Consider the following 18517-nt stretch of genomic DNA (forward strand, 5'->3'; position numbering starts at 1 on the left):
GGTGGCGCGGTAGGGCGTGTCAGTCCGTGCGGCCGGGGCGGGTGAGGGGCAGCCCTGCCTCGGCGGCGGCGTCGAAGCCGTCGTCGACGGCAACCACGTCACGGCCCGCGGCGTCGAGCAGGGAGGCGGCGATCGCCGCGCGCATACCGCCGGCGCAGTGCACCCACACCACCCCGTCCGGCACCTCGCCGATGCGGCCGTGCAGCTCGTGGATCGGAATGTGGACGGACCCGGCGATGTGGCCGCCCGCACGCTCCGAGTCCCGGCGCACGTCCAGCACGACCACGTCGTCGCCGCGCTCACGGGCGCCGGCCAATTCGGCGAAGCGGGCGCGGGGGAAGGACGTGAGCTGTTCGCCGTCACGGATCCAGTCGGCGGGGTCGCCGGTGGCGACGGCGGCCGGGCGGTCGATGCCCACCCGCGCCAGCTCCCGCTGCGCGGCGGCGATCCTCCCGGGCGACTCGGCGAGCAGGGTGACGGGCTTGCCCCACGGGATCAGCCAGGCCAGGTAGGTGGCGAGCTTGCCGTCGCCCTCGAAGTTGAACGACCCCGCCACGTGCCTCTCGGCGAAGGCGATACGGCTGCGAAGGTCCACCACCCACTCACCCGCGGCCAGCCGGGAGGCGATCTCCTCGGCGTCCGCACGCCCCGGAGGGGTGAGGTCGACCGGCGCTGGACCTGCGGCGTTGGCCGGGCCCATGTGCGCGTAGTAGGCGGGCACGTCGTCCAGCCCGGCGAGCATCCGGGCGACGAAGCCGTCGACGTCGAGGAGCAGCGCGTCGTTGGTCTTGCGCTCCCTGCCGATCGTGGTCGCGTCCCCCTCGGCCTGCGAGGAGGAGCAGAAGCTGCCGAACCCGTGGGTGGGCAGCACCGGCACCTCGTCGTCCAGCTCGTCGGCCAGACGATGGGCGGAGGCGTACTGGGCGCGGGCGAGCTGTTCGGTCAGCCGCGGCTCGACCAGGTCCGGCCGGCCGACGGTGCCGATGAGCAGGGATCCGCCGGTGAACGCCGCCACATCGCGCCCGTCCTCGCCGAGGGTGTAGGAGGTGTGGTGCGGGGTGTGCCCGGGAGTGGCGATCGCACGCAGCACCAGCCCCTCGTCGACCGCCACGCTGTCGCCGTCGGCAACCGCGCTGTGGGCGAAGGACACGTGCGCCCCGGCCGGCACCAGGTACCGGGCGCCGGTGACGCGGGCCAGCTCCAGACCGCCGGTGACGTAGTCGTTGTGCACGTGCGTCTCTGCCACGAGAGCGATGCGCACTCCACGACGGGCCGCTGCAGCAATGACCTGGTCGATGTCCCGTGGCGGGTCGATGACCACCGCGGCACGGGGCCCGCCGGCCAGATAACTGCGATTGCCCAGGCCTTCGAACTCCAGGGTGTCGACGAAGAACACGGCTCATGACTCCTCTCGGACGAGGTACCCCGGGGGGTATCTGACGCTCACCCTAACAGGCATACCCTGGGGGGTATTCCAGAGACGGGACACTCTGGTGCACCGGCGCGTCGGTCAGGGCGCGGAAACGTGCGCTGACCTCGGTGAGGTGGGGGAACTCGGCGTGGTGTCCGTCGCCGCGCGGCCGGGGAACCACGCAGGTCAGGGAGCAGGGGAGGCGGACTGCGCGGGCGAGGGCGGCGTTGTCCTCGCCCGGCCCCGCGGGGCGAGGAACAGTGGGGGACACGGCGAAACCCGCGCCGGGCTCCGGCTCGGAACCCCTCCCAGGGACCTGAACCGTCGCCTCGCGGGCGGTGGGGACGACCAGCATCTGGCCGAGGGTGAGCAGGACGACGTAGAACGTCCGGGAACGGCCGCTCGGGCGGGGAAACGCCGTCAGGGCCTGCGGCTTCTGTCGACGGCCACGGGGAGGACGGGGGCCGAGGCCGGGCGGCGGATCGTCCACGCACGCGGCGGCCCGGGTGCCGTCGGGCGGAAGAAGTGCGCCGTGGTCACAAGGGCCACGGCGAGGACAGCGGGTATCGCATACGCGATGCGGAAATGGCCTGTTGCCCCCAGACTCCCGCTCGCGCCCGCTCCGACGAGCACGCCGACGTAGTTGAAGACGTTGAGCCGGGCCAGCACAGTCTCGGGGGCACCGGGTCGCAGCCGGCCGGCCGCGGCGACGCACAACGGGGTCAGGGCGGCCACTCCGAGACCCGCACAGCATGCCGCGACGACCGCGTACGGCCAGCTCGGCGCCACCGCCAGACCGGCCAGGGCGACAGCCGCGAGCAGGGCCGCCGCGCGGACCACCGCCACCGGCCCGACCCGGCGCACCATGAGGTCGGCGCCCGCCCGGCCGGTCACCGTGCCCGCCTGGTAGGCCGCGTACGCGAGCGGCGCGGCAGCCAGGGACGCGGCGAGCGTCTGGTGAAGGTACGCCGTCGACCAGGCAGAGACCGTGGAGTCGACGACGTAGGCGACGAGCAGAACGACACCGAAGGGGACGAGCCGCGCCCACACCCGCCGCCCCGGGATCTCGTCGTCCGGCGCCGGTCGGTCGCTGGACGAGGAGGGCACGGGCGCGAGGGCGTGGGTCCGGACGGTCAACGCCAGGAGGGCCACGAGCACGGCGTGGGCGGTCAGGACGTACTGGACAGGCCAGCCCAGCCGGGAGCCGCCCGCCGTCAGCAGCGCGGCCGCCACGCCCGCGGCGCTCCATGCGGCGTAGAAGGAGGAGAGGATGCTGCGCCCGTAGTGGCGTTCGACGGTGGCCGCGCGGGTGTTGACGGACACGTCGATGGCGCCCAGCGCCAGCCCGAAGAGGACGTAGGCCGCCGAGGCGGCGGCCCGGCCGGGCGCCCACGCCACGGACAGCAGGGTCGCGGACGCGATCAGCGCCGCCGCGCGCATGACGGCCATGGGACCCGAGCGGCGTACGGCGGCCAGCCCCGCGAAGCTGCCGGCGCCCGCAGCCAGGGTCAAGGCGATCGTGAGGGCGGTCATCGCCAGGGACGACAGCCCCAGACGGCTCTCCACGGCGGGCACCGTGGTGGACACGGCGGCCACCGCCATGCCCTGGGCGGCGAACACGGAGGCCGTGACCCGACGGGCTCCCGCGAGCGGGCCGCCGCTCGCGGACCGGGGCGGAGCCGTCGCTCCGACGGATGCGGTCATGGGGGACCCTCTTCCTGTCACGGACCGTGGACGGGCCGGCGTGCGTGAACTGGAGCAACCGTAGAAATCCGGAGCGACCCACCGGAGGACGCCGACGGCCACACGGGGGACCTTGGCGGCCAGCAGCGGACGGTCCGGGACCGGCAACCCAATAGTCAAGAGCGACAGGCTCATGGGTGGGGGAGGGGGTGGGGGTGGAGGAGGGGGCAAGGGCAGTGAGGGCGTGCGTGGCCGGCAACAGACGGTCGGGGCCCGGGAGCCAACAGCCCGGCCGTCGGAATACGGGCGGGCTGGGGGTGTCTCACGGGCGGCCCGGCGGACGGCCAGGTGGCAGAGGCATCGGTCTGCGGCGCGCCGGGGCGGTCAGTGGGCTGGCCGCTGCAGTCCCCTTTGTGGCCGCACGGGCCAGTCCGTCGGGGCTTGCGTGCTGCCTAGGTTTCTCCCACGCCGAAAGTGGCGACCAGAGGAGGTGGACTCGTGAAGGAGTCCGAATGTGACACGTGTGTCATCGGTGCCGGTCCCGCCGGGCTGGCAGTGGCACGAGCGCTCGGTGAGCGACGGCTTCCCTACACGCACATCGAGCGGCACACCGGTCCGGGCGGCCTGTGGGACATCGACAACCCGGGCAGCCCGATGTACGAGTCGGCCCATTTCGTCTCCAGCAAGACCCTCTCGGGCTTCGGCGGCTGGCCGATGCCCGACCACTTCGCCGACTACCCGCCGCAGCGGCAGATCCTGTCGTATCTGACGTCGTTCGCCGACGCGTACGGGCTTTCGGAACGCATCGAGTTCGGCACCGCGGTGCGCGACGTGGCGAAGAACGCTGACGGCACCTGGACGGTCACCCGTGCCGACGGTCGCTCCACCCGGCACACGCAGGTGGTGGTCTGCACCGGCTCGCAGTGGCACCCCAACATCCCCGATATCCCGGGTGACTTCAGCGGCGAGATCCGGCACACGGTCGGCTACCGCAGCAGCGACGAACTGCGCGGCAAGCGGGTCCTGGTGGTCGGCGCCGGCAACTCCGGCTGCGACATCGCCTGCGACGCCGCCCGTGCCGCCGACCACGCGGAGATCAGCATGCGCCGTGGCTACTGGTTCATCCCCAAGCACCTGTTCGGCAGGCCCGTGGACACCCTGGAAGGCGTCGGTCCCCGGATGCCGAAGTGGCTGGAACAGAGGCTGTTCGGCGCGCTCCTGCGGATCGTCAACGGCGATCCGACCCGCCTCGGCCTGCAGAAGCCGGACCACAGACTCTTCGAGACCCACCCCACGGTCAACTCGATGCTCCTGCACCACCTGCAGCACGGCGATATCACCGCGCGGCCGGGCGTCCTGCGCGCCGAGGGCCGCACCGTCCATTTCACCGACGGCAGCAGCAACGACTTCGACCTGATCCTGCTGGCGACCGGCTATGTGCACAAAGTGCCCGTCGCGCAGGCCTACTTCGGCGACGAGCAGCACCCCGACCTGTACCTGTCGTCGTTCTCCCGCGACCATGAGGGACTGTTCGGCGTCGGCTTCATCGAGACCAACTCCGGCGCCTACCAACTCTTCGATGCCCAGGCGCAGCTGATCGCCGGATTCATCCAGGACACCCGCCGGGGCCTGCCGAACGCCGCGCGGTTCGCCCGGATGATCGGCGGCGACCGCCCGGACCTGACCGGCGGCCTGCGGTTCGTGGACTCCCCGCGCCACACCGGCTACGTCGACAGCGCCGCGTACACCAAGTACGTCACCAAGGTCGCCGCCGCCATGGGCTGGCCCACCGAGGGCCGCCCGCCGGCCGTGCGGGCCGTTCGCGGCAAGGAGGCGGTGGCATGAGCGGCTACGACTACACCGGCAAGGTGATGCTGGTGACGGGCGGCGCGGGCGGCATCGGCAGCGCGCTGTGCCGGCGTTTCGCGATCGGCGGCGCGGTGTGCGTCGTCGTCGACATCGACGGTGAGCGTGCGCGGAGGGTCGCGGACACGCTGCCCGGCGCCGGTCACCTGGGCCTCGGCTGCGACCTTTTGGACCGGGCCGCGGTCGCGGACCTCTTCGAACGGGTCGCCGCCGCCTTCGGTCGCCTCGATGTGCTGGTCAACAACGTCGGCATGACCAGCACCGAGCGGTTCGACGTGCGCCCGGTGGAGACCATCGAGCGGGAGATCGACCTCAACATGACCTCGCCGCTGGTGGCCACCCGGCTGGCCATTCCCCTGCTGAAGGCCTCCGCCGATCCCCGCATCGTCACCACGGTGTCCCTCGCCGGCATCTTCCCCCAGGGGGAGACTCCCATCTACGCGGCGTCGAAGTTCGGGCTGCGCGGCGCGATGCTGTCCATCGCCCTCGACCTGGGCGCCAAGGGCATTCGCGTCGGCTCGGTGCTGCCGTCGGCCACCGACACCCCGATGCTGCGCCGGGAGGCCGTCGACGGTGGCAACTCCCTGCAGTTCCAGGACCCGCCGCAGCAGCCGTCCGACGTCGTCGCCGCGGTGGTGAGCCTGCTCGACCGGCCGCGGCTCGAGGCGTATCCACGCGTCGGCGAATCGCTCCTGGTCCGCTTGTCCATGCTGGTGCCGAACCGTCTCCCCAGCCTTCTCCCGCTCTTCCGCAAGCGCGGCGAACGCGGCCTGGCCCGATACCTGGAGGACCTGCGGCGCAGAGGACTGGCCCGCCAGATCGACGGCCGCTGGGAACTGGTGAAAGAGGCATGACCACGACCATGGACACCGACACGCGCACCGGCACGAACGCCGGCACGAACACCGGGCAGTCGCTCACCCGCCCGGACGACCGCCTGATCACCGTCTTCAACCCGGCCACCGGGGAGACCCTCGCCACCCTGCCCGCCGCCACCGCGGGCGAGGTGGACGCGGCCGTGGACCGGGCGCACCGTGTCTTCGCCGGCGGAGTGTGGGCGGCTCGGCCACCCCGGGAGCGCGCCGCGGTCCTGTTGCGTCTCGCCGAACTCATGGAGCGCGACGCCGAGATCCTGGCCCGCCTGGACTGCGAGGACGCGGGTAAACCCATCACGGAGTGCCGCACCGGCGATGTGCCGGGCGCGATCGAGTCGATCCGCTGGTTCGCGGAGGCGGCCGACAAGGTCTTCGGCCGCACCGCCCCCACCGGCCAGGACCATCTCGGTCTGATGAGCCGGGAACCCGTCGGAACGGTCGCCGCCGTCCTCCCCTGGAACTACCCGCTCGCCATGGCCGCCTGGAAGATCGGACCCGCCCTCGCAGCGGGCAACAGCCTGCTGCTCAAGCCTGCCGAGGCGACCCCTCGTTCCGCCCTCCACGTGGCCCGGCTGGCTTCGGAGGCGGGTCTGCCGGACGGCGCCCTCACCGTGCTGCCCGGCTACGGCGCGGAGGCCGGCAGGGCGCTCGCCCGCCATCACGGGATCGGCGCGCTCTCGTTCACCGGCTCGACGGCGACCGGACGGCGGATCCTGGCCGACGCCGCGGAGACCAACTTCAAGCGGGTCTCCCTGGAGATGGGCGGCAAAAGCCCCCAGGTGCTGATGCCGGACGCACTCGACTTCGGCGCCGAACTCATCGACGACATGATCGCGGCCGCGTTCCTGACGATGGGCCAGAACTGCACGGCCGGCTCCCGGATCCTGGTCCACGAGGACATCGTCGCCGAGATCGTCGCACGGATCACGGCCGCCGCCGAAGCCCTGGTCATCGGCAACCCGGCCGAGCCGGACACGCGCACAGGACCGCTGATCAGCACCGCGGCGCGAGACCGGGTCGCCCACGCCGTGGACGAAGCGGTCGCCGCCGGAGCCGTGGCCCACACCGCCGGGCTGCCGGCGGGCCTGCACCCGCACGGGGCCTACTACCCGCCCACCGTCGTCGTCGGCGCCCCCGACGGAAGCCGGGTCCTCACGGAGGAATTGTTCGGCCCCGTGGTCACCGTCCAGACCTTCGCCTCCGAAGAGGAGGCGATCCGGACGGCGAACGCCACTCCGTACGGTCTCGCCGCCTCCCTGTGGACCCACGACCTCGACACCGCCTTCCGCCTCGCCCGCGGCATCCAGGCCGGAGTGGTCTCCGTCAACTCCTACAGCGAGGGCGACATCACCGCCCCCTTCGGTGGCTGGAAACAGTCCGGATTCGGCGGCGCCGAGCGTTCCACCGACGCCTTCGCCCAGTGGACCAGGGAGAAGACGATATGGATCCGGACCCGCTGACGAGGCCGCAACCCGACGCCCATGCCTACAGTGGTCGCGAGTACGGCCCTGGAGAGAAGCCATGCCCGATCCACCCCGGCCGGAGAACGGCACCACGCGCAGCACGTCGGCGACGATCTCCCCGAACATCCTGCGCTACCTCGACCGGATCACCGGGCAGTACGGAGTCGACCTGCAGCCGGAACTGGCGCGGGTCGGTCTCACCGAGACCCTGATGCGCTCGGCGGCCCTGCGCGTCTCCTACCGCCAGGGCAGTGCCGTCATCCGGCGCGCCGTCGAACTCACCGGGGACGAGAACCTGGGGCTGCGGGTCGGAGCCGCGCAGCACCTCACCGCCTGGGGTCTGCTGGGCTTCGCCATGCTCGCCAGCGACACACTCCAGACCGCCATCGAGTCGGGGGTGCGCTTCCAGAACGTCTCCGGGGCGATGACGGTCTGGTCGGCCGGCCGGGAGGGCTCCGACTACGTGGTCCGGGCCGACCTCCCAGACCCGATGGTCGACCCGAACGTCGCCGTCTTCCTGGTCGAGGAGGCTTTCTCCAGCGTCGTCACCATGGGCCGCCTCGCGTCCGGCGCGGGCCTCGCACCCCAGGAGGTCCACTTCACCTTCGCCGCGCCGCGCGACGTCCAGCCCTTCCACGACATCTTCCGCTGCCCGCTGTACTTCGGCGCCCCCGGTAACCGGCTGGTGGTACCGCGGGCATGGATCAACCGGCCGATGCCGGGCCGCGATCCGGTCACCTACGCCTCGACCCTCGACCTGCTCGAAGCGCAGATGGCCTCCCGCCGCCGTCAGCAGGACCTGCTCGAGATCCTGGAGATCTCCCTCGCGCAGAGCCTCCCGGTCGTTCCCTCCTTCTCCGAACAGGCCCGCAGACACGCGTCGAGCGAGCGGACGCTGCGCCGCCGCCTGGCCGACTGCGGCACCTCTTACGAGGCGATCGTCGAGGGCGTCCGCCGTGAACGCGTCGAACAGCTCCTGCGCCGCCCCCACCTCACCCTCCGCGAGGTGGCCCGCCAGGCGGGCTTCTCCGACGAACGCGCCCTGCGCCGGGCTGTCCGCCGCTGGCACGGCATGGCGCCGTTGCAGCTGCGCGAGGGCTTCTCCGCGGAGGCGACGGGAACAACGCCGAGTCATGGGCCGCGGGAAACCACGTGACCGGACGTAACCGGACCCGTGGCCGCCCCCACACCAATGCCCCCACACCAGCGCCCCCGCCGTCACGTCTTCCGCGGTCCCGTCCGTCCGCTAGACCGGCTGCAAAGTCGCCGACCTGCCCGGACTCTCGATGCGGCCGATCGCCGATCCCTATCCGGACGAGGCGAAGACCGACGCGAAGGACGCGGCGGTGATCGCGGAAGCCGCCCGCGCCCGGCTCCACGCCGAACTCTCGCGTACTGCACGCCAGTGCTGGTGCCCCTGGTGCCCCTGGCCCCGTTCCTCTCCGCCGTCCGGCCCCGCTCGACGCGCCGGTTCGGGACCGCCGCCCTACGCTCGGGGCATGCAACGCCGCCCGATGCACATGTCTGCCGAGGCCCAGGACGCTCTGCGCACCGCGCTGGAGGGACTCCGCGCGGAGCTCAAGGTCCCCCTGAGCTTCCCCGAGCGCGTGCTCAAGGCGGCCGACAGGGCCGCGGGTGAGGCGCGCCTGCCCGAGAAGGACGCCACCCACCTGCCGTTCTTCACGATCGATCCGCCGACCTCGAAGGACCTCGACCAGGCCATGCACCTGGAACGGCGGCCCGGTCGCGGCTACCGCGTGTACTACGCCATCGCGGACGTGGCGACCTTCGTCAGGGCGGGCGGCCCTCTGGACATCGAGGCGCACGACAGGATCGAAACGCTGTACTTCCCCGACCTCAAGGTGCCCCTGCATCCGCCCGTTCTCTCCGAGGGCGCGGCCAGCCTGCTGCCGAACAAGGACCGCCCCGCCCTGTTGTGGCAGCACGACCTCGACGCGCACGGCAATCTGACGGACTCGTCCGTGAGCCGGGCCGTGATCCGAAGTCGGGCCCAGCTCGACTACGCCGGCGCCCAGCAGGCCATCGAGAACGGCACGGCGGAGGAGTCTCTCACCCTGCTGCGCGAGATCGGCGAGCTGCGGGAGGCAGTCGAAATCGCGCGCGGCGGCATCTCGGTGAATCTGCCGGACCAGGAGGTCACCCTCGAGGACGGATCGTTCCGGCTGCGCTACGGGGCGACGCTGCCGGTCGAGGGCTGGAACGAGCAGATCTCCCTCATGACCGGGATGTCCGCGGCCCAGATCATGCTCGACACGGGTACCGGCATCCTGCGGACCCAGAAGGAGCACGCCGACCAGAACGTCATCAAGCGCCTGCACGACATCGCGAAGGCCCTGGGCATCGTCTGGCGGCCCGGCATCTCGTACGCCACGCTGGTCCGTAAGCTCGATCCCCGGAACCAGCAGCACATGGCCTTCCTCACCGAGGCCACGAGCACGATGCTCAAGGCGGAGTACACCGTCTTCCGCGACAACCAGAAGCCGGCGTACACGATGCACGCGGCGATCGCGGCCCCGTACGCCCATTGCACGGCTCCACTGCGGCGCCTGGTCGACCGGTACACCGGTGAGCTGTGCGTGACGGCGTGCGCCGACAAGGCCCCGCCCGGCTGGGTGCTCGACGCCCTGTCCTGCATCCCGTGCGACATGGCACGGGGGAAGGGCGGCCTGGCGGACCGGCAGACCGTGGACCTGGCCGAGGCCGCGGTGCTCAAGGACCGCGTGGGCGAGGTGTTCGACGCCGCGGTCATCGACACCGACGCGGAGCGGGGCAGGCCGCGCGAGGGCAAGGTGTTCCTGGCCGACCCCGCCGTGCTGGCCAAGGTCGTTTCGACCGACGGCACGGATCTCCAGCTCGGATCCGGCATCAGGGCCAGGCTCAAGCAGGCGGACCCCGCCGCGGACGAGGACAAGGTCCTCTTCACCGTGCCCTGACGGGTGTCCCGTCAAGCTCCCCGGGCCGCCTCGGGCATGGCAGGCCGTCGTGCCACGTGCGACCTGTCCGCAGAGGGCCAGGCGGTGCGTCCGGGCGACGCCGAGCATGGCGTGCTGGACGCCGTCGCCTTCGAGGCGGCAGTCGCGGAGGATCTCCCAGGTCCGTCTGAATTCGCCTGCCGCCGCGACCCGAAGTCGCTGCCGTGGGGCCGATCTTCGGCAATGCGTTCACCCGGCTGTCTTGGGACTGACCAGTCCGGTCTCGTAGGCGGTGATGACGGCCTGGACGCGGTCACGGAGCTGCAGTTTGGCGAGGATGCGGCCGACGTGGGTCTTCACGGTCGTCTCGGACAGGTAGAGACGCTCGGCGAGTTCGGCGTTGCTCAGACCCTGGGCCAGTAGGTGCAGGACTTCCAGTTCGCGTGGGGTGAGGGTTCGCAGGTCGCGGTGTGCGGTGGTGTCGGGGGCGGACGGTGTGGTGTGGGCGTGGCGCTCGACGAGGCGGCGGGTGATGGCAGGGGCGAGCAGGGCGTCGCCGGTGCGGACCAGGCGGACGGCGGCGACCAGGTGCTCGGGGGTGACGTCCTTGAGCAGGAAGCCGCTGGCTCCGGCGGCGAGCGCGGCGTAGACCAGGTCGTCGAGGTCGAAGGTGGTCAGCATGATCACGCGGGGCTCGTCGGGGGACCCGGTGAGAATGCGGCGGGTGGCCTCCAAGCCGTCCAGCTCGGGCATCCGGATGTCCATCAGGACGACGTCGGGGCGGGTTCGCTGGACCGCCTCGACGGCCTCTTCCCCGTTGGCCGCCTCGGCGACCACATCGATGTCGTCGGCCATGAGAATCAGGCGGAATCCGGTGCGGACCAGTGCCTGGTCGTCGGCGACCACCACCCGCAGGGGGGCACTCACACGGTCTCCAGGGGGGTCAGGGGGATGCGGGCCTTGACGCGGTAGCCGCCGGTCAGGCGGCGTCCGGTGTGCAGGGTGCCGTCGTAGACGGACAGGCGCTCGCGCAGGCCGAGCAGGCCGCGGCCGGTGCCGGTGGCCGCGGTGGCTGAGGGGGCGCCGCCGGTGTCGGTGATCTCGACCTTCAGGTGGTCGCGGGCGTAGTCGACGCTCACGTTCGCCTGCGCCCCGTGGGCGTGCTTGACGGTGTTGGTCAAGGCTTCCTGGACGACGCGGTAGGCAGCCAGTCCGATGCCGGAGGGTACGTCGCGCGGGGTGCCGGACGTGGTGAGGGTGACGGGCACTCCGGTGTGGCGCATGCGGTCGACGAGGGAGTCCAGCTGGTCGAGGCCCGGCTGTGGGGCGAGGTCGGGGGCCGCCGGCCGGTCGGGGTCCTGTGGGTCGTTCATGGTGAGCAGGCCCATGGTGTGGCGCAGTTCGGTCAGTGCCGAGCGGCCGGCCGCCTCGACGGCGAGGAGGGCCTCGCGGGCCTCGTCGGGAGCGAGGTCCATGACCTTGCGGGCGGCGCCCGCCTGGATGGTCATCATGCTCACGTTGTGCGTGACGACGTCGTGCAGCTCGCGGGCGATGCGGGCTCGCTCCTGCTCGGTGGCGCGGCGCAGCTCCTCGGCGCGTTCGCGCTCCAGGGCCGACACCCGGTCCTGGCTTTCGGCGGTACGCAGCTTCCAGGTGCGCATGCCGTTGGCGGCGAAGATCAGCGGGATGAGGATGAGCAGCGGGACGTACTGGGTGGGGACGACGGGCGGCGAGGTCATCGCGCCCATGATGCGGGTGTGCTCGTCCGTGCCGATGGTGAACACGGTCACCGGCAGGCTGAGCAGGGTGGCGGCACGGTAGGGGCTGTAGACGGCGGCCGTGTAGGCGGCGATGACGATCGCGTAGACGGTGATCCGCTGCGCGCCGGCCGGCGTCATCGCCGCCGCGGTCGTCACGGTCCACAGCACTGCCAGGGGGTGTCGGCGGCGGAGGACCAGGGGCGCCCAGGCGAGAACTGTCAGCGCCACCACGGTGATCTCGATGCCCACCGCCGAGCCGGGCACGAGCGTGGCGATGCCGTCGGGCGAGTTGCGCAGCTGCTCCGCGCCGTTGTGCACGGCCCAGTGGAGTACGACGCCGCCGATGACCAGGACGAGCAGCACGTCGAAGACCAGGTTGCGCCGGGCGGGGCAGGGCGGTGGACCTGTCGGTCGCCGCAGCAGGGCGATGCCGTCGCTCAGCCTGGCTGCCACGGGCGCTGTGTTCATCGGGCCATTGTCGCCGAGCGGTCCCGCGCCTCGCATCGTTCCCGCAGATCACCCGCGTACGCCGTACGACTACTCCCCATGGAGGACTCCCGCCGGGATGTCGTCCTCGCGTCCCGCCGATATGGGTCCGGCAGCCGACGCGGCGCGGCCCTCTTCGCTCCTAGCGTCGGTCGGGCCCAGCCGGGCGGAACGTACGGACTCGAGGAGCACCCCATGCCCACCACGCCAGTGATCGAACTGCGCGACGTGAGCCGCCGCTACGACGCAGCCTCCGAGAGGCCGCCCGCCCTGCAGGGCGCCTCCCTGACCGTGCAGGCCGGTGAGGCCGTCGCGATTCTCGGGCCGTCGGGCAGCGGCAAGTCCACGCTGCTCAATCTGATCGCGGGCCTGGACAGGCCGGACGCGGGGACGGTCACTGTGGACGGCGTACGGGTCGACGGGCTCGGTGAAGCGGCGGCGGCCCGCTTCCGGCGGGCCAAGATCGGGATGGTGTTCCAGTTCTTCCATCTGCTCGACGATCTGACCGTCGCCGACAATGTGATGCTGCCCGCCCAGCTGGCCGGCATGGCGCGCGGCGCGGCGTACCGGCGGGCGACGGAGCTCCTGGAGAGCCTGGGCATCGACCGGCATGCCCGCGCCCATCCCGGCCGGCTCTCGGGTGGTGAGCGGCAGCGCGTCGCGGTGGCGAGGGCGTTGATGAACCGGCCGCCGCTGCTGCTGGCCGACGAGCCCACCGGGGCCCTGGACTCGGCGTCCGGCGAGGATGTCAGCGAGCTGCTGCGCGAGCTGCACGCCGACGGCCAGACCGTCGTCCTGGTCACCCACGACGTGGCGCTGGCCCGGGCGTGCACGACCCGCACGATCCGCCTTGCCGACGGCCGGATCGTCGCCGACTCCCTTGTGGAGGCGGTCCGTTGAGCGCCGAACGCCGAGGGTCGCTGCGCGGTCGCGCGGGCGCCCTGAGCCGTGTCGTCCGCTCCGGGGTGGGGCGGCGTCGCGTGCAGACCGTGGTGATCGTGCTCGCCGCGCTGATGGCCGTGGCCTCGTCCGTGCTCGCCGGGTCGCTGCTCGTCGCCTCCAGCGGCCCGTTCGACGCCGCCTTCGCGCGGCAGGACGGCGCGCATCTGTCCGTGCAGTACGCGCCGGGCACCAGCGACGCCGAACTGCGGGCCACTGGCGACGCTGCCGGGGTGAACGCCGCGGCGGGTCCTTTCCCTACGACGACGCTCACCCCGCGCTTCTCCGACGGCTTCCCCGAGCCGCCGATGACCGTGGTCGGACGGGCCGAGCCGGGCGGAACCGTCGACCGCCTCACCCTGACGGCTGGCCGATGGGCCGCCGGTCAGGGCGAGATCGTGCTGCCGGCCGGCGGCTGGAGCGCGTCCGTCATCGGCCGGCAGGTCACCTTCCCCGATCTGCCGGGCACTCCGGCCCTCAAGGTGGTCGGCACGGCCCGCTCCGCGACCGGCACCGCCGAGGCCTGGGTCACCCCGGCCCAGCTCACCGCCCTCACCCCGCACGGGCAGGCGAACGGCCGCCAGATGCTGTACCGCTTCGCCGCGGCGAGCACCGCCGCCCAGGTCGCGGCCGGCCGCGATGCGGTGACCGCACAGCTTCCCGCGAAGGCGGTCGCCGGGGCGCAGTCGTGGCTCACCGTAAAGAAGAACGCCGAGCGGGACACCGCGCTCTACGTCCCCTTCCTGGTGGCGTTCGGGGTGCTCGGTCTGGTCATGTCGGTGCTCGTCGTGGGCAATGTGGTCGCGACCACGGTCGGCTCGGGCATCCGCCGGATCGGCATCCTCAAGGCGATCGGTTTCACTCCCGCCCAGGTCGTACGCGCCTACCTGGGCCAGGCCCTGCTGCCGACGCTCGCGGGCACGGCGCTCGGCGTGGTGACGGGTCATCTGCTTGCCGTCCCGATCCTGTCCGACGCCGAAGAGGCCTACGGCACCAGCGGGTTGGGGGTGGAGCCGTGGGTGGACGCGGCCGTGATCGCCGGGGTGCTCGGTCTTGTTGCCGCGACCGCGTGCGTCGGCGCCTTGCGGGCGGGCCGACTGCGGACCGTCGACGCGCTCGCCACGGGCCGCGCCCAGCATGCAGGCCGCGGCCGGTGGGCGGCACACCTGGCGGCACGGCTGCCCGTGCCCCGTCCGGTCGCGCTCGGCCTGACGCGGCCCTTCGCGCGGCCCGCCCGCACTCTGGCCATGGGCACGGCGATCGTGTTCGGCGCCATCGCCGTCACCTTCACGGTCGGCCTGGGCTCCTCTCTCGGACAGGTGATGGCGGCACGGGACCATGACGCCGCGGATGTCACCATCGGTGTCCTCCACCCCCCGCTCCCGGGTACGGAGAGGCCGCAGGCCGATCCGAGCAGGGTGATCGAGGAACAGCCCGGCACCCGGGCACACTTCGGCACGGCCACCACGTCGGCGACGGTGGCCGGTGTCTCCGGCTCGACCCATGTCACGGCGTTCACCGGTGACGCCTCGTGGGCCGGGTACGCGATGGTCGACGGACGCTGGCTCGACAAGCCCGGAGAGGCCGTCGTACCGACCGGATTCCTCACCGCGACCGGACGGCACGTGGGCGACGTCATCACCCTCAACGCCCGCCGGGCGCCCGTAACCGTGCGAATCGTGGGCGAGGTCCTCGACCCGCGCTACGACGGCATGCAGGTGCTCACGGACGCCGCGACGCTCAAGTCCGCCGAACCGGGCCTTGAGCCCACGGCTCACCACATCGCGGTCACGTCCGGTACGGATGCGGGTAGTTACACGGCCGCCCTGAACACGGACCTGCGCCCGCTGGGTCTGACCGCCGACGTGGGCGGCTCCGAGGGCAGCAGCGAGATGGTCATCACCCTCAACTCCCTGTCCGCACTGCTCACCCTGATGCTCGTCGCGGTCTCCGCGCTGGGTGTGCTCGGCGGTGTACTCCTCGACACCCGCGAACGGGTCCGTGAGCTGGGCATCCACAAGGCGCTCGGCATGACGCCGCGCCAGACCACCAGCATGGTCCTGACCTCGGTCGTGCTGACCGGCCTGGCCGGCGGCGCCCTCGGAGTGCCTCTCGGGGTGGCCCTGCACGCCTGGGTGATGCCCGCAATGGGCGACAGCGCGGGGCTGCGCCTGCCCGACACGGTGATCGCGGTGTACCAGACGCCTGAGCTGGTCCTGCTGACCCTGGGCGGGCTGGTCATCGCCGTTCTCGGCGCGCTGCTGCCGGCCCGGTGGGCGGCCCGGATGCGGACGGCTGCCGCCTTGCGCACGGAGTAGACCCACTGCAGTCGTTGCGGTTCCCGGCGAGCGGCCGGCCGACCGCGACGACCAGGCGGGTGTTGATGAGGATGGTCGCAGCCCCTCGCTGAGGCCACGCGAGCCGTTCGAATCCCGCGATCTGCGGCGCGCTAGCCTGAGGCCTAAATGAGCGAGGCGTGACCCGCGGGCCGGCTTCGGGGAGCGGCATTCTGGTGAAGGAACGAGATGCAGGCACTGACACTTGGCCCCACGAAAAGTGAGCACGTCGTTCTCTTCGCGGCTGGAGCAGGCGGCGACCCGGAGCGTTACCGGCCCCTCTTGGAGCACCTGGCAGCCCATGACTGCCAGGTCATTGCGCCCCGCTTCGAGACCTTCGCCGCCCGGGAGGCGACCACCGCTGAGCTTCTTGCCCGCCCGGTGGGGCTGATCGAGGCCCTCCACCAGTGGGCGCCTGGGGACGCGCCCGTTGCGGTGGTCGGCCACTCGATCGGCGGATGGGCCGGCCTCTGTCTCGCCGGCGCGACGCCCTGGGGACGGGACGGCAGACCGCTGGACGTCCCACGCGAGCCACGCGTCAGCCGTCTCGCCTTGTACACCCCCGCGGCCGGCTGGTTCGCCGCCTCGGGCGCCTTGGACGCGGTGAAGACGCCGATGCTCGTCTACGCGGGAGAGATGGACACCGTCACGCCCGTCGAGCAGGCCGTCCGCTTGCAGAGCGCACCGGCCCAGGTCGACCTTCGTGTCGTGCCGGGGGCCGGTCACTTCAGCTTCATGAATACGCCTCCGCCGGGCATGGTCGAAGCCGAGGATTTCGACCATGCCCGGTTCCTCACCGACCTCGCGCAAGCGACCCTGGAGTTCGTCATCGCGCCCTGAGGGGACGTGACACGTCGTCCTGACGCTGGTCCGGACGACGCGGTATTGCCAGGCTGTGCGGGTGCCAGAACAGGTACAGGTCCGCGAGATCGATGACGACGAGGGGCCGCGCCTGTTGCGGATCATCCGCAGCGACACGGATTCGGTGGTGACCCGGCGGCGTGCGCAGACGGCACTGCTGTCCGCGCAGGGCATACCGGTCGCGCGGATCGCCGAGGTGTCGTTCACCAGCCCCGACCGGGTACGGGGCGTGATCCACGATTTCACCGCCGACGGCTTCGGGTCCTTGTGTCCGAAGCACTCCGGCGGCCGGCCCAGGATGTTCACGCTGCCCGAGCGACGGTAGATCAAGAAGATCGCCGAGTCCAAGCCGACCGAGCACGACCTGCCGTTCTCGACCGGGAGTCTGGCCAAGCTCGCGGACTTCCTGGTCGCCGAGGGGGTGGTCGACGACATCAGCCTCGAGGGCCTGCGCATCCTGCTCCGCGAGGAAGGCGTCTCCTTTCAACGCCTGAAGCACGCTTGTGTCAGATGCTCACTCCTCCGACCAAGACCCGGCCCAACGGGCACGACTCGTCGACAACCGCGACAACCTCCTCGACCGCATCGCCGAGGCCGAGCGGGCGGGCTGGCTCGGCCAGGTCGAGGAACTCCGGGTCGGCTTCGACGCTGCGATGGCCACGTTCAACAGCCTCAAGCAAGCTCCGCCCGCCCGCCCCCGCCGGGACCGGGCAGGCCCGGACGACCGGCCCTGCCGTCAAGGAGCGAGTTCGGCTTCGCGCATGCTGCGGAACACCGCGCGGGTCGCCCACCCCCGCGCAACGTGGCGTGAATCGCCGATCGGAATGCGGCCTCGGCCGTGGCGGCGTCGAGAGCCCCAGCCAGTTCAAGAGTCACGAGCCCGTGCAGGGTGGCCCAGATCGACAGGGCGATTGCCGTTGCGCCGCCAGCGAGGACAGACACCGCCAACGCGCGATCGCTTGCCGCGAGGAGCGGATGGATCGGGTCTCTGGCACTGACCTCCCCCGACGGGTCGAAGGACTGCACACCACCGAACAGCACCGTGTACAGGTGGCTGTGTCCGCGCCCCCAACGACGGTAGGCGACGGCCAGCGCGTAGAGGTCGGCGAGAGGGTCTGCGGATGCCTGCACCGCGGGCACATCCTGGAACAGGCCGGCGACAGCGCTGTCGCGCACCGCACCGATCAGCCCGTTCTTACCACCGAACAAGGAATACACCGCTGTCGTCGACGCCTCGGCGGCGGCGGCCACGGCGCGGACCGTGACCGACTCCCGCGGACGGGTGGCGAGCATCTCGGTCGCGCACTCCACAAGCCGCTCTTTGACCACATGTGGAACGGCCTGGACGACAACAACGATCGAGCCGCCGCCGCCATCACTGCGTTCCTTCAGGACGAGCCGGCGCCCCTGCCGAACTACCCGGCCCGCGACGAGATCCCCACCTTCGTGCGCGATCACAAATGAAGACGTCGAGGCCCGTCACCGGCAACGGCTGCCGAACCCTCGAAGCCGACCCGGCCCTGAGCCAGGCACGGCCACGACGACCTCTTGGTCCGGAAAAGACCTGTCGACCGGACCATGGGAGGACACGCCGGGCGGGAGCGCATCCCCGCTCGGGTGTCGACGGCTTCTACGACTGGGCGGTGGCATCGGGTCGTCCCTTTGCCGGGATGCGCCGGTTCCCGCCCGGAGCCGGCCGGGGGGTCAGCCCAGTGTGGGGCGTGTGCGGCGTGCGGTGTGTGCGGGCCGCCCGACTGCGGCGTACCAGACCAGGGCCGCACATATGAAGGCCGTCGCCGCGGAGACCAGTGAGTTGCGTGCATCGTGATTGCGCAGGTCACGGGTCTGGTGTGAGTGAAGGCTCGAGTACTCACGCTGGTCGGTAGCCGATGACCATGGTGTAG

Annotated in this window: 12 protein-coding genes and 4 pseudogenes; 10 read left to right on the forward strand and 6 right to left on the reverse strand. The window is 71.8% G+C overall.

Going from position 1 to position 18517, the window contains the following annotated elements; all coding sequences use genetic code 11:
* Positions 1–19 precede the first annotated feature (19 nt).
* The gene (locus tag ACH4ZA_RS38265) at positions 20–1396 is read right to left on the reverse strand and encodes a rhodanese-like domain-containing protein (protein WP_398433634.1); all 1377 of its coding nucleotides are present in this window, start codon (positions 1394–1396) and stop codon (positions 20–22) included.
* Positions 1397–1831: 435 nt separating this feature from the next.
* Positions 1832–3115 (reverse strand): MFS transporter, encoded by a 1284-nt coding sequence (locus tag ACH4ZA_RS38270; protein ID WP_398433635.1) that lies wholly within the window; start codon positions 3113–3115, stop codon positions 1832–1834.
* Positions 3116–3592: 477 nt separating this feature from the next.
* Here ACH4ZA_RS38270 and ACH4ZA_RS38275 point away from each other — a divergent pair, with 477 nt between their 5' ends.
* The 6 genes and pseudogenes from ACH4ZA_RS38275 (at position 3593) to ACH4ZA_RS38300 (ending at position 10252) form a co-directional block, all read left to right on the forward strand.
* The gene (locus tag ACH4ZA_RS38275; protein WP_398433636.1) at positions 3593–4939 is read left to right on the forward strand and encodes a flavin-containing monooxygenase; all 1347 of its coding nucleotides are present in this window, start codon (positions 3593–3595) and stop codon (positions 4937–4939) included.
* Complete coding sequence (locus tag ACH4ZA_RS38280) at positions 4936–5814, forward strand: SDR family NAD(P)-dependent oxidoreductase (RefSeq protein ID WP_398433637.1); 879 nt, start codon at positions 4936–4938, stop codon at positions 5812–5814. Before ACH4ZA_RS38275 ends, ACH4ZA_RS38280 begins: the two co-directional genes overlap by 4 nt.
* Positions 5811–7295 carry an aldehyde dehydrogenase family protein gene (locus ACH4ZA_RS38285; protein WP_398433638.1) on the forward strand — a complete coding sequence of 495 codons (1485 nt, stop codon included), beginning with the start codon at positions 5811–5813 and terminating at the stop codon, positions 7293–7295. Before ACH4ZA_RS38280 ends, ACH4ZA_RS38285 begins: the two co-directional genes overlap by 4 nt.
* A 61-nt stretch (positions 7296–7356) precedes the next feature.
* The gene (locus ACH4ZA_RS38290; protein WP_398433639.1) at positions 7357–8454 is read left to right on the forward strand and encodes an AraC family transcriptional regulator; all 1098 of its coding nucleotides are present in this window, start codon (positions 7357–7359) and stop codon (positions 8452–8454) included.
* Between the two features lie 97 nt (positions 8455–8551).
* Positions 8552–8677, forward strand: a pseudogene (locus ACH4ZA_RS38295) (transposase); the annotation flags it as partial.
* 120 nt (positions 8678–8797) lie between these two features.
* Positions 8798–10252 (forward strand): RNB domain-containing ribonuclease, encoded by a 1455-nt coding sequence (locus ACH4ZA_RS38300; RefSeq protein WP_398433640.1) that lies wholly within the window; start codon positions 8798–8800, stop codon positions 10250–10252.
* 66 nt (positions 10253–10318) lie between these two features.
* On the opposite strand, the pseudogene ACH4ZA_RS38305 reads toward ACH4ZA_RS38300, so the two are convergent.
* The 3 genes and pseudogenes from ACH4ZA_RS38305 to ACH4ZA_RS38315 form a co-directional block, all read right to left on the reverse strand.
* A pseudogene (locus ACH4ZA_RS38305) lies at positions 10319–10414 on the reverse strand (IS5/IS1182 family transposase); the annotation flags it as partial.
* Positions 10415–10480: 66 nt separating this feature from the next.
* The gene (locus ACH4ZA_RS38310) at positions 10481–11158 is read right to left on the reverse strand and encodes a response regulator (RefSeq protein ID WP_398433641.1); all 678 of its coding nucleotides are present in this window, start codon (positions 11156–11158) and stop codon (positions 10481–10483) included.
* Positions 11155–12459 (reverse strand): sensor histidine kinase, encoded by a 1305-nt coding sequence (locus ACH4ZA_RS38315; protein WP_398433642.1) that lies wholly within the window; start codon positions 12457–12459, stop codon positions 11155–11157. Before ACH4ZA_RS38315 ends, ACH4ZA_RS38310 begins: the two co-directional genes overlap by 4 nt.
* 213 nt (positions 12460–12672) lie before the next feature.
* Here ACH4ZA_RS38315 and ACH4ZA_RS38320 point away from each other — a divergent pair, with 213 nt between their 5' ends.
* The 4 genes and pseudogenes from ACH4ZA_RS38320 to ACH4ZA_RS38335 form a co-directional block, all read left to right on the forward strand.
* Positions 12673–13377 carry an ABC transporter ATP-binding protein gene (locus tag ACH4ZA_RS38320; protein WP_398433643.1) on the forward strand — a complete coding sequence of 235 codons (705 nt, stop codon included), beginning with the start codon at positions 12673–12675 and terminating at the stop codon, positions 13375–13377.
* Between the two features lie 113 nt (positions 13378–13490).
* Positions 13491–15734, forward strand: a complete 2244-nt coding sequence (locus ACH4ZA_RS38325; RefSeq protein ID WP_398433646.1) for an ABC transporter permease — start codon at positions 13491–13493, stop codon at positions 15732–15734.
* Between the two features lie 207 nt (positions 15735–15941).
* Positions 15942–16592: an alpha/beta hydrolase family protein gene (locus ACH4ZA_RS38330; RefSeq protein ID WP_398433644.1), complete on the forward strand. Its 651-nt coding sequence runs from the start codon at positions 15942–15944 to the stop codon at positions 16590–16592.
* Between the two features lie 61 nt (positions 16593–16653).
* Positions 16654–17109: pseudogene (locus ACH4ZA_RS38335) on the forward strand (transposase); the annotation flags it as partial.
* 240 nt (positions 17110–17349) lie between these two features.
* Here ACH4ZA_RS38335 and ACH4ZA_RS38340 read toward each other — a convergent pair.
* Positions 17350–17906: pseudogene (locus ACH4ZA_RS38340) on the reverse strand (TetR-like C-terminal domain-containing protein).
* Positions 17907–18517: the final 611 nt, after the last annotated feature.

Source organism: Streptomyces sp. NPDC020597 (assembly GCF_044335095.1).
Classification (GTDB): Bacteria; Actinomycetota; Actinomycetes; order Streptomycetales; family Streptomycetaceae; genus Streptomyces.

Bases quoted from the DNA above. Each gene is read 5' to 3' on its own strand.
- ACH4ZA_RS38270 (WP_398433635.1), bottom strand. From the start codon at position 3,115: ATGACCGCATCCGTCGGAGCGACGGCTCCGCCCCGGTCCGCGAGCGGC.
- ACH4ZA_RS38280 (WP_398433637.1), top strand. From the start codon at position 4,936: ATGAGCGGCTACGACTACACCGGCAAGGTGATGCTGGTGACGGGCGGC.
- ACH4ZA_RS38285 (WP_398433638.1), top strand. From the start codon at position 5,811: ATGACCACGACCATGGACACCGACACGCGCACCGGCACGAACGCCGGC.
- ACH4ZA_RS38290 (WP_398433639.1), top strand. From the start codon at position 7,357: ATGCCCGATCCACCCCGGCCGGAGAACGGCACCACGCGCAGCACGTCG.
- ACH4ZA_RS38300 (WP_398433640.1), top strand. From the start codon at position 8,798: ATGCAACGCCGCCCGATGCACATGTCTGCCGAGGCCCAGGACGCTCTG.
- ACH4ZA_RS38315 (WP_398433642.1), bottom strand. From the start codon at position 12,459: ATGAACACAGCGCCCGTGGCAGCCAGGCTGAGCGACGGCATCGCCCTG.
- ACH4ZA_RS38320 (WP_398433643.1), top strand. From the start codon at position 12,673: ATGCCCACCACGCCAGTGATCGAACTGCGCGACGTGAGCCGCCGCTAC.
- ACH4ZA_RS38325 (WP_398433646.1), top strand. From the start codon at position 13,491: ATGGCCGTGGCCTCGTCCGTGCTCGCCGGGTCGCTGCTCGTCGCCTCC.
- ACH4ZA_RS38330 (WP_398433644.1), top strand. From the start codon at position 15,942: ATGCAGGCACTGACACTTGGCCCCACGAAAAGTGAGCACGTCGTTCTC.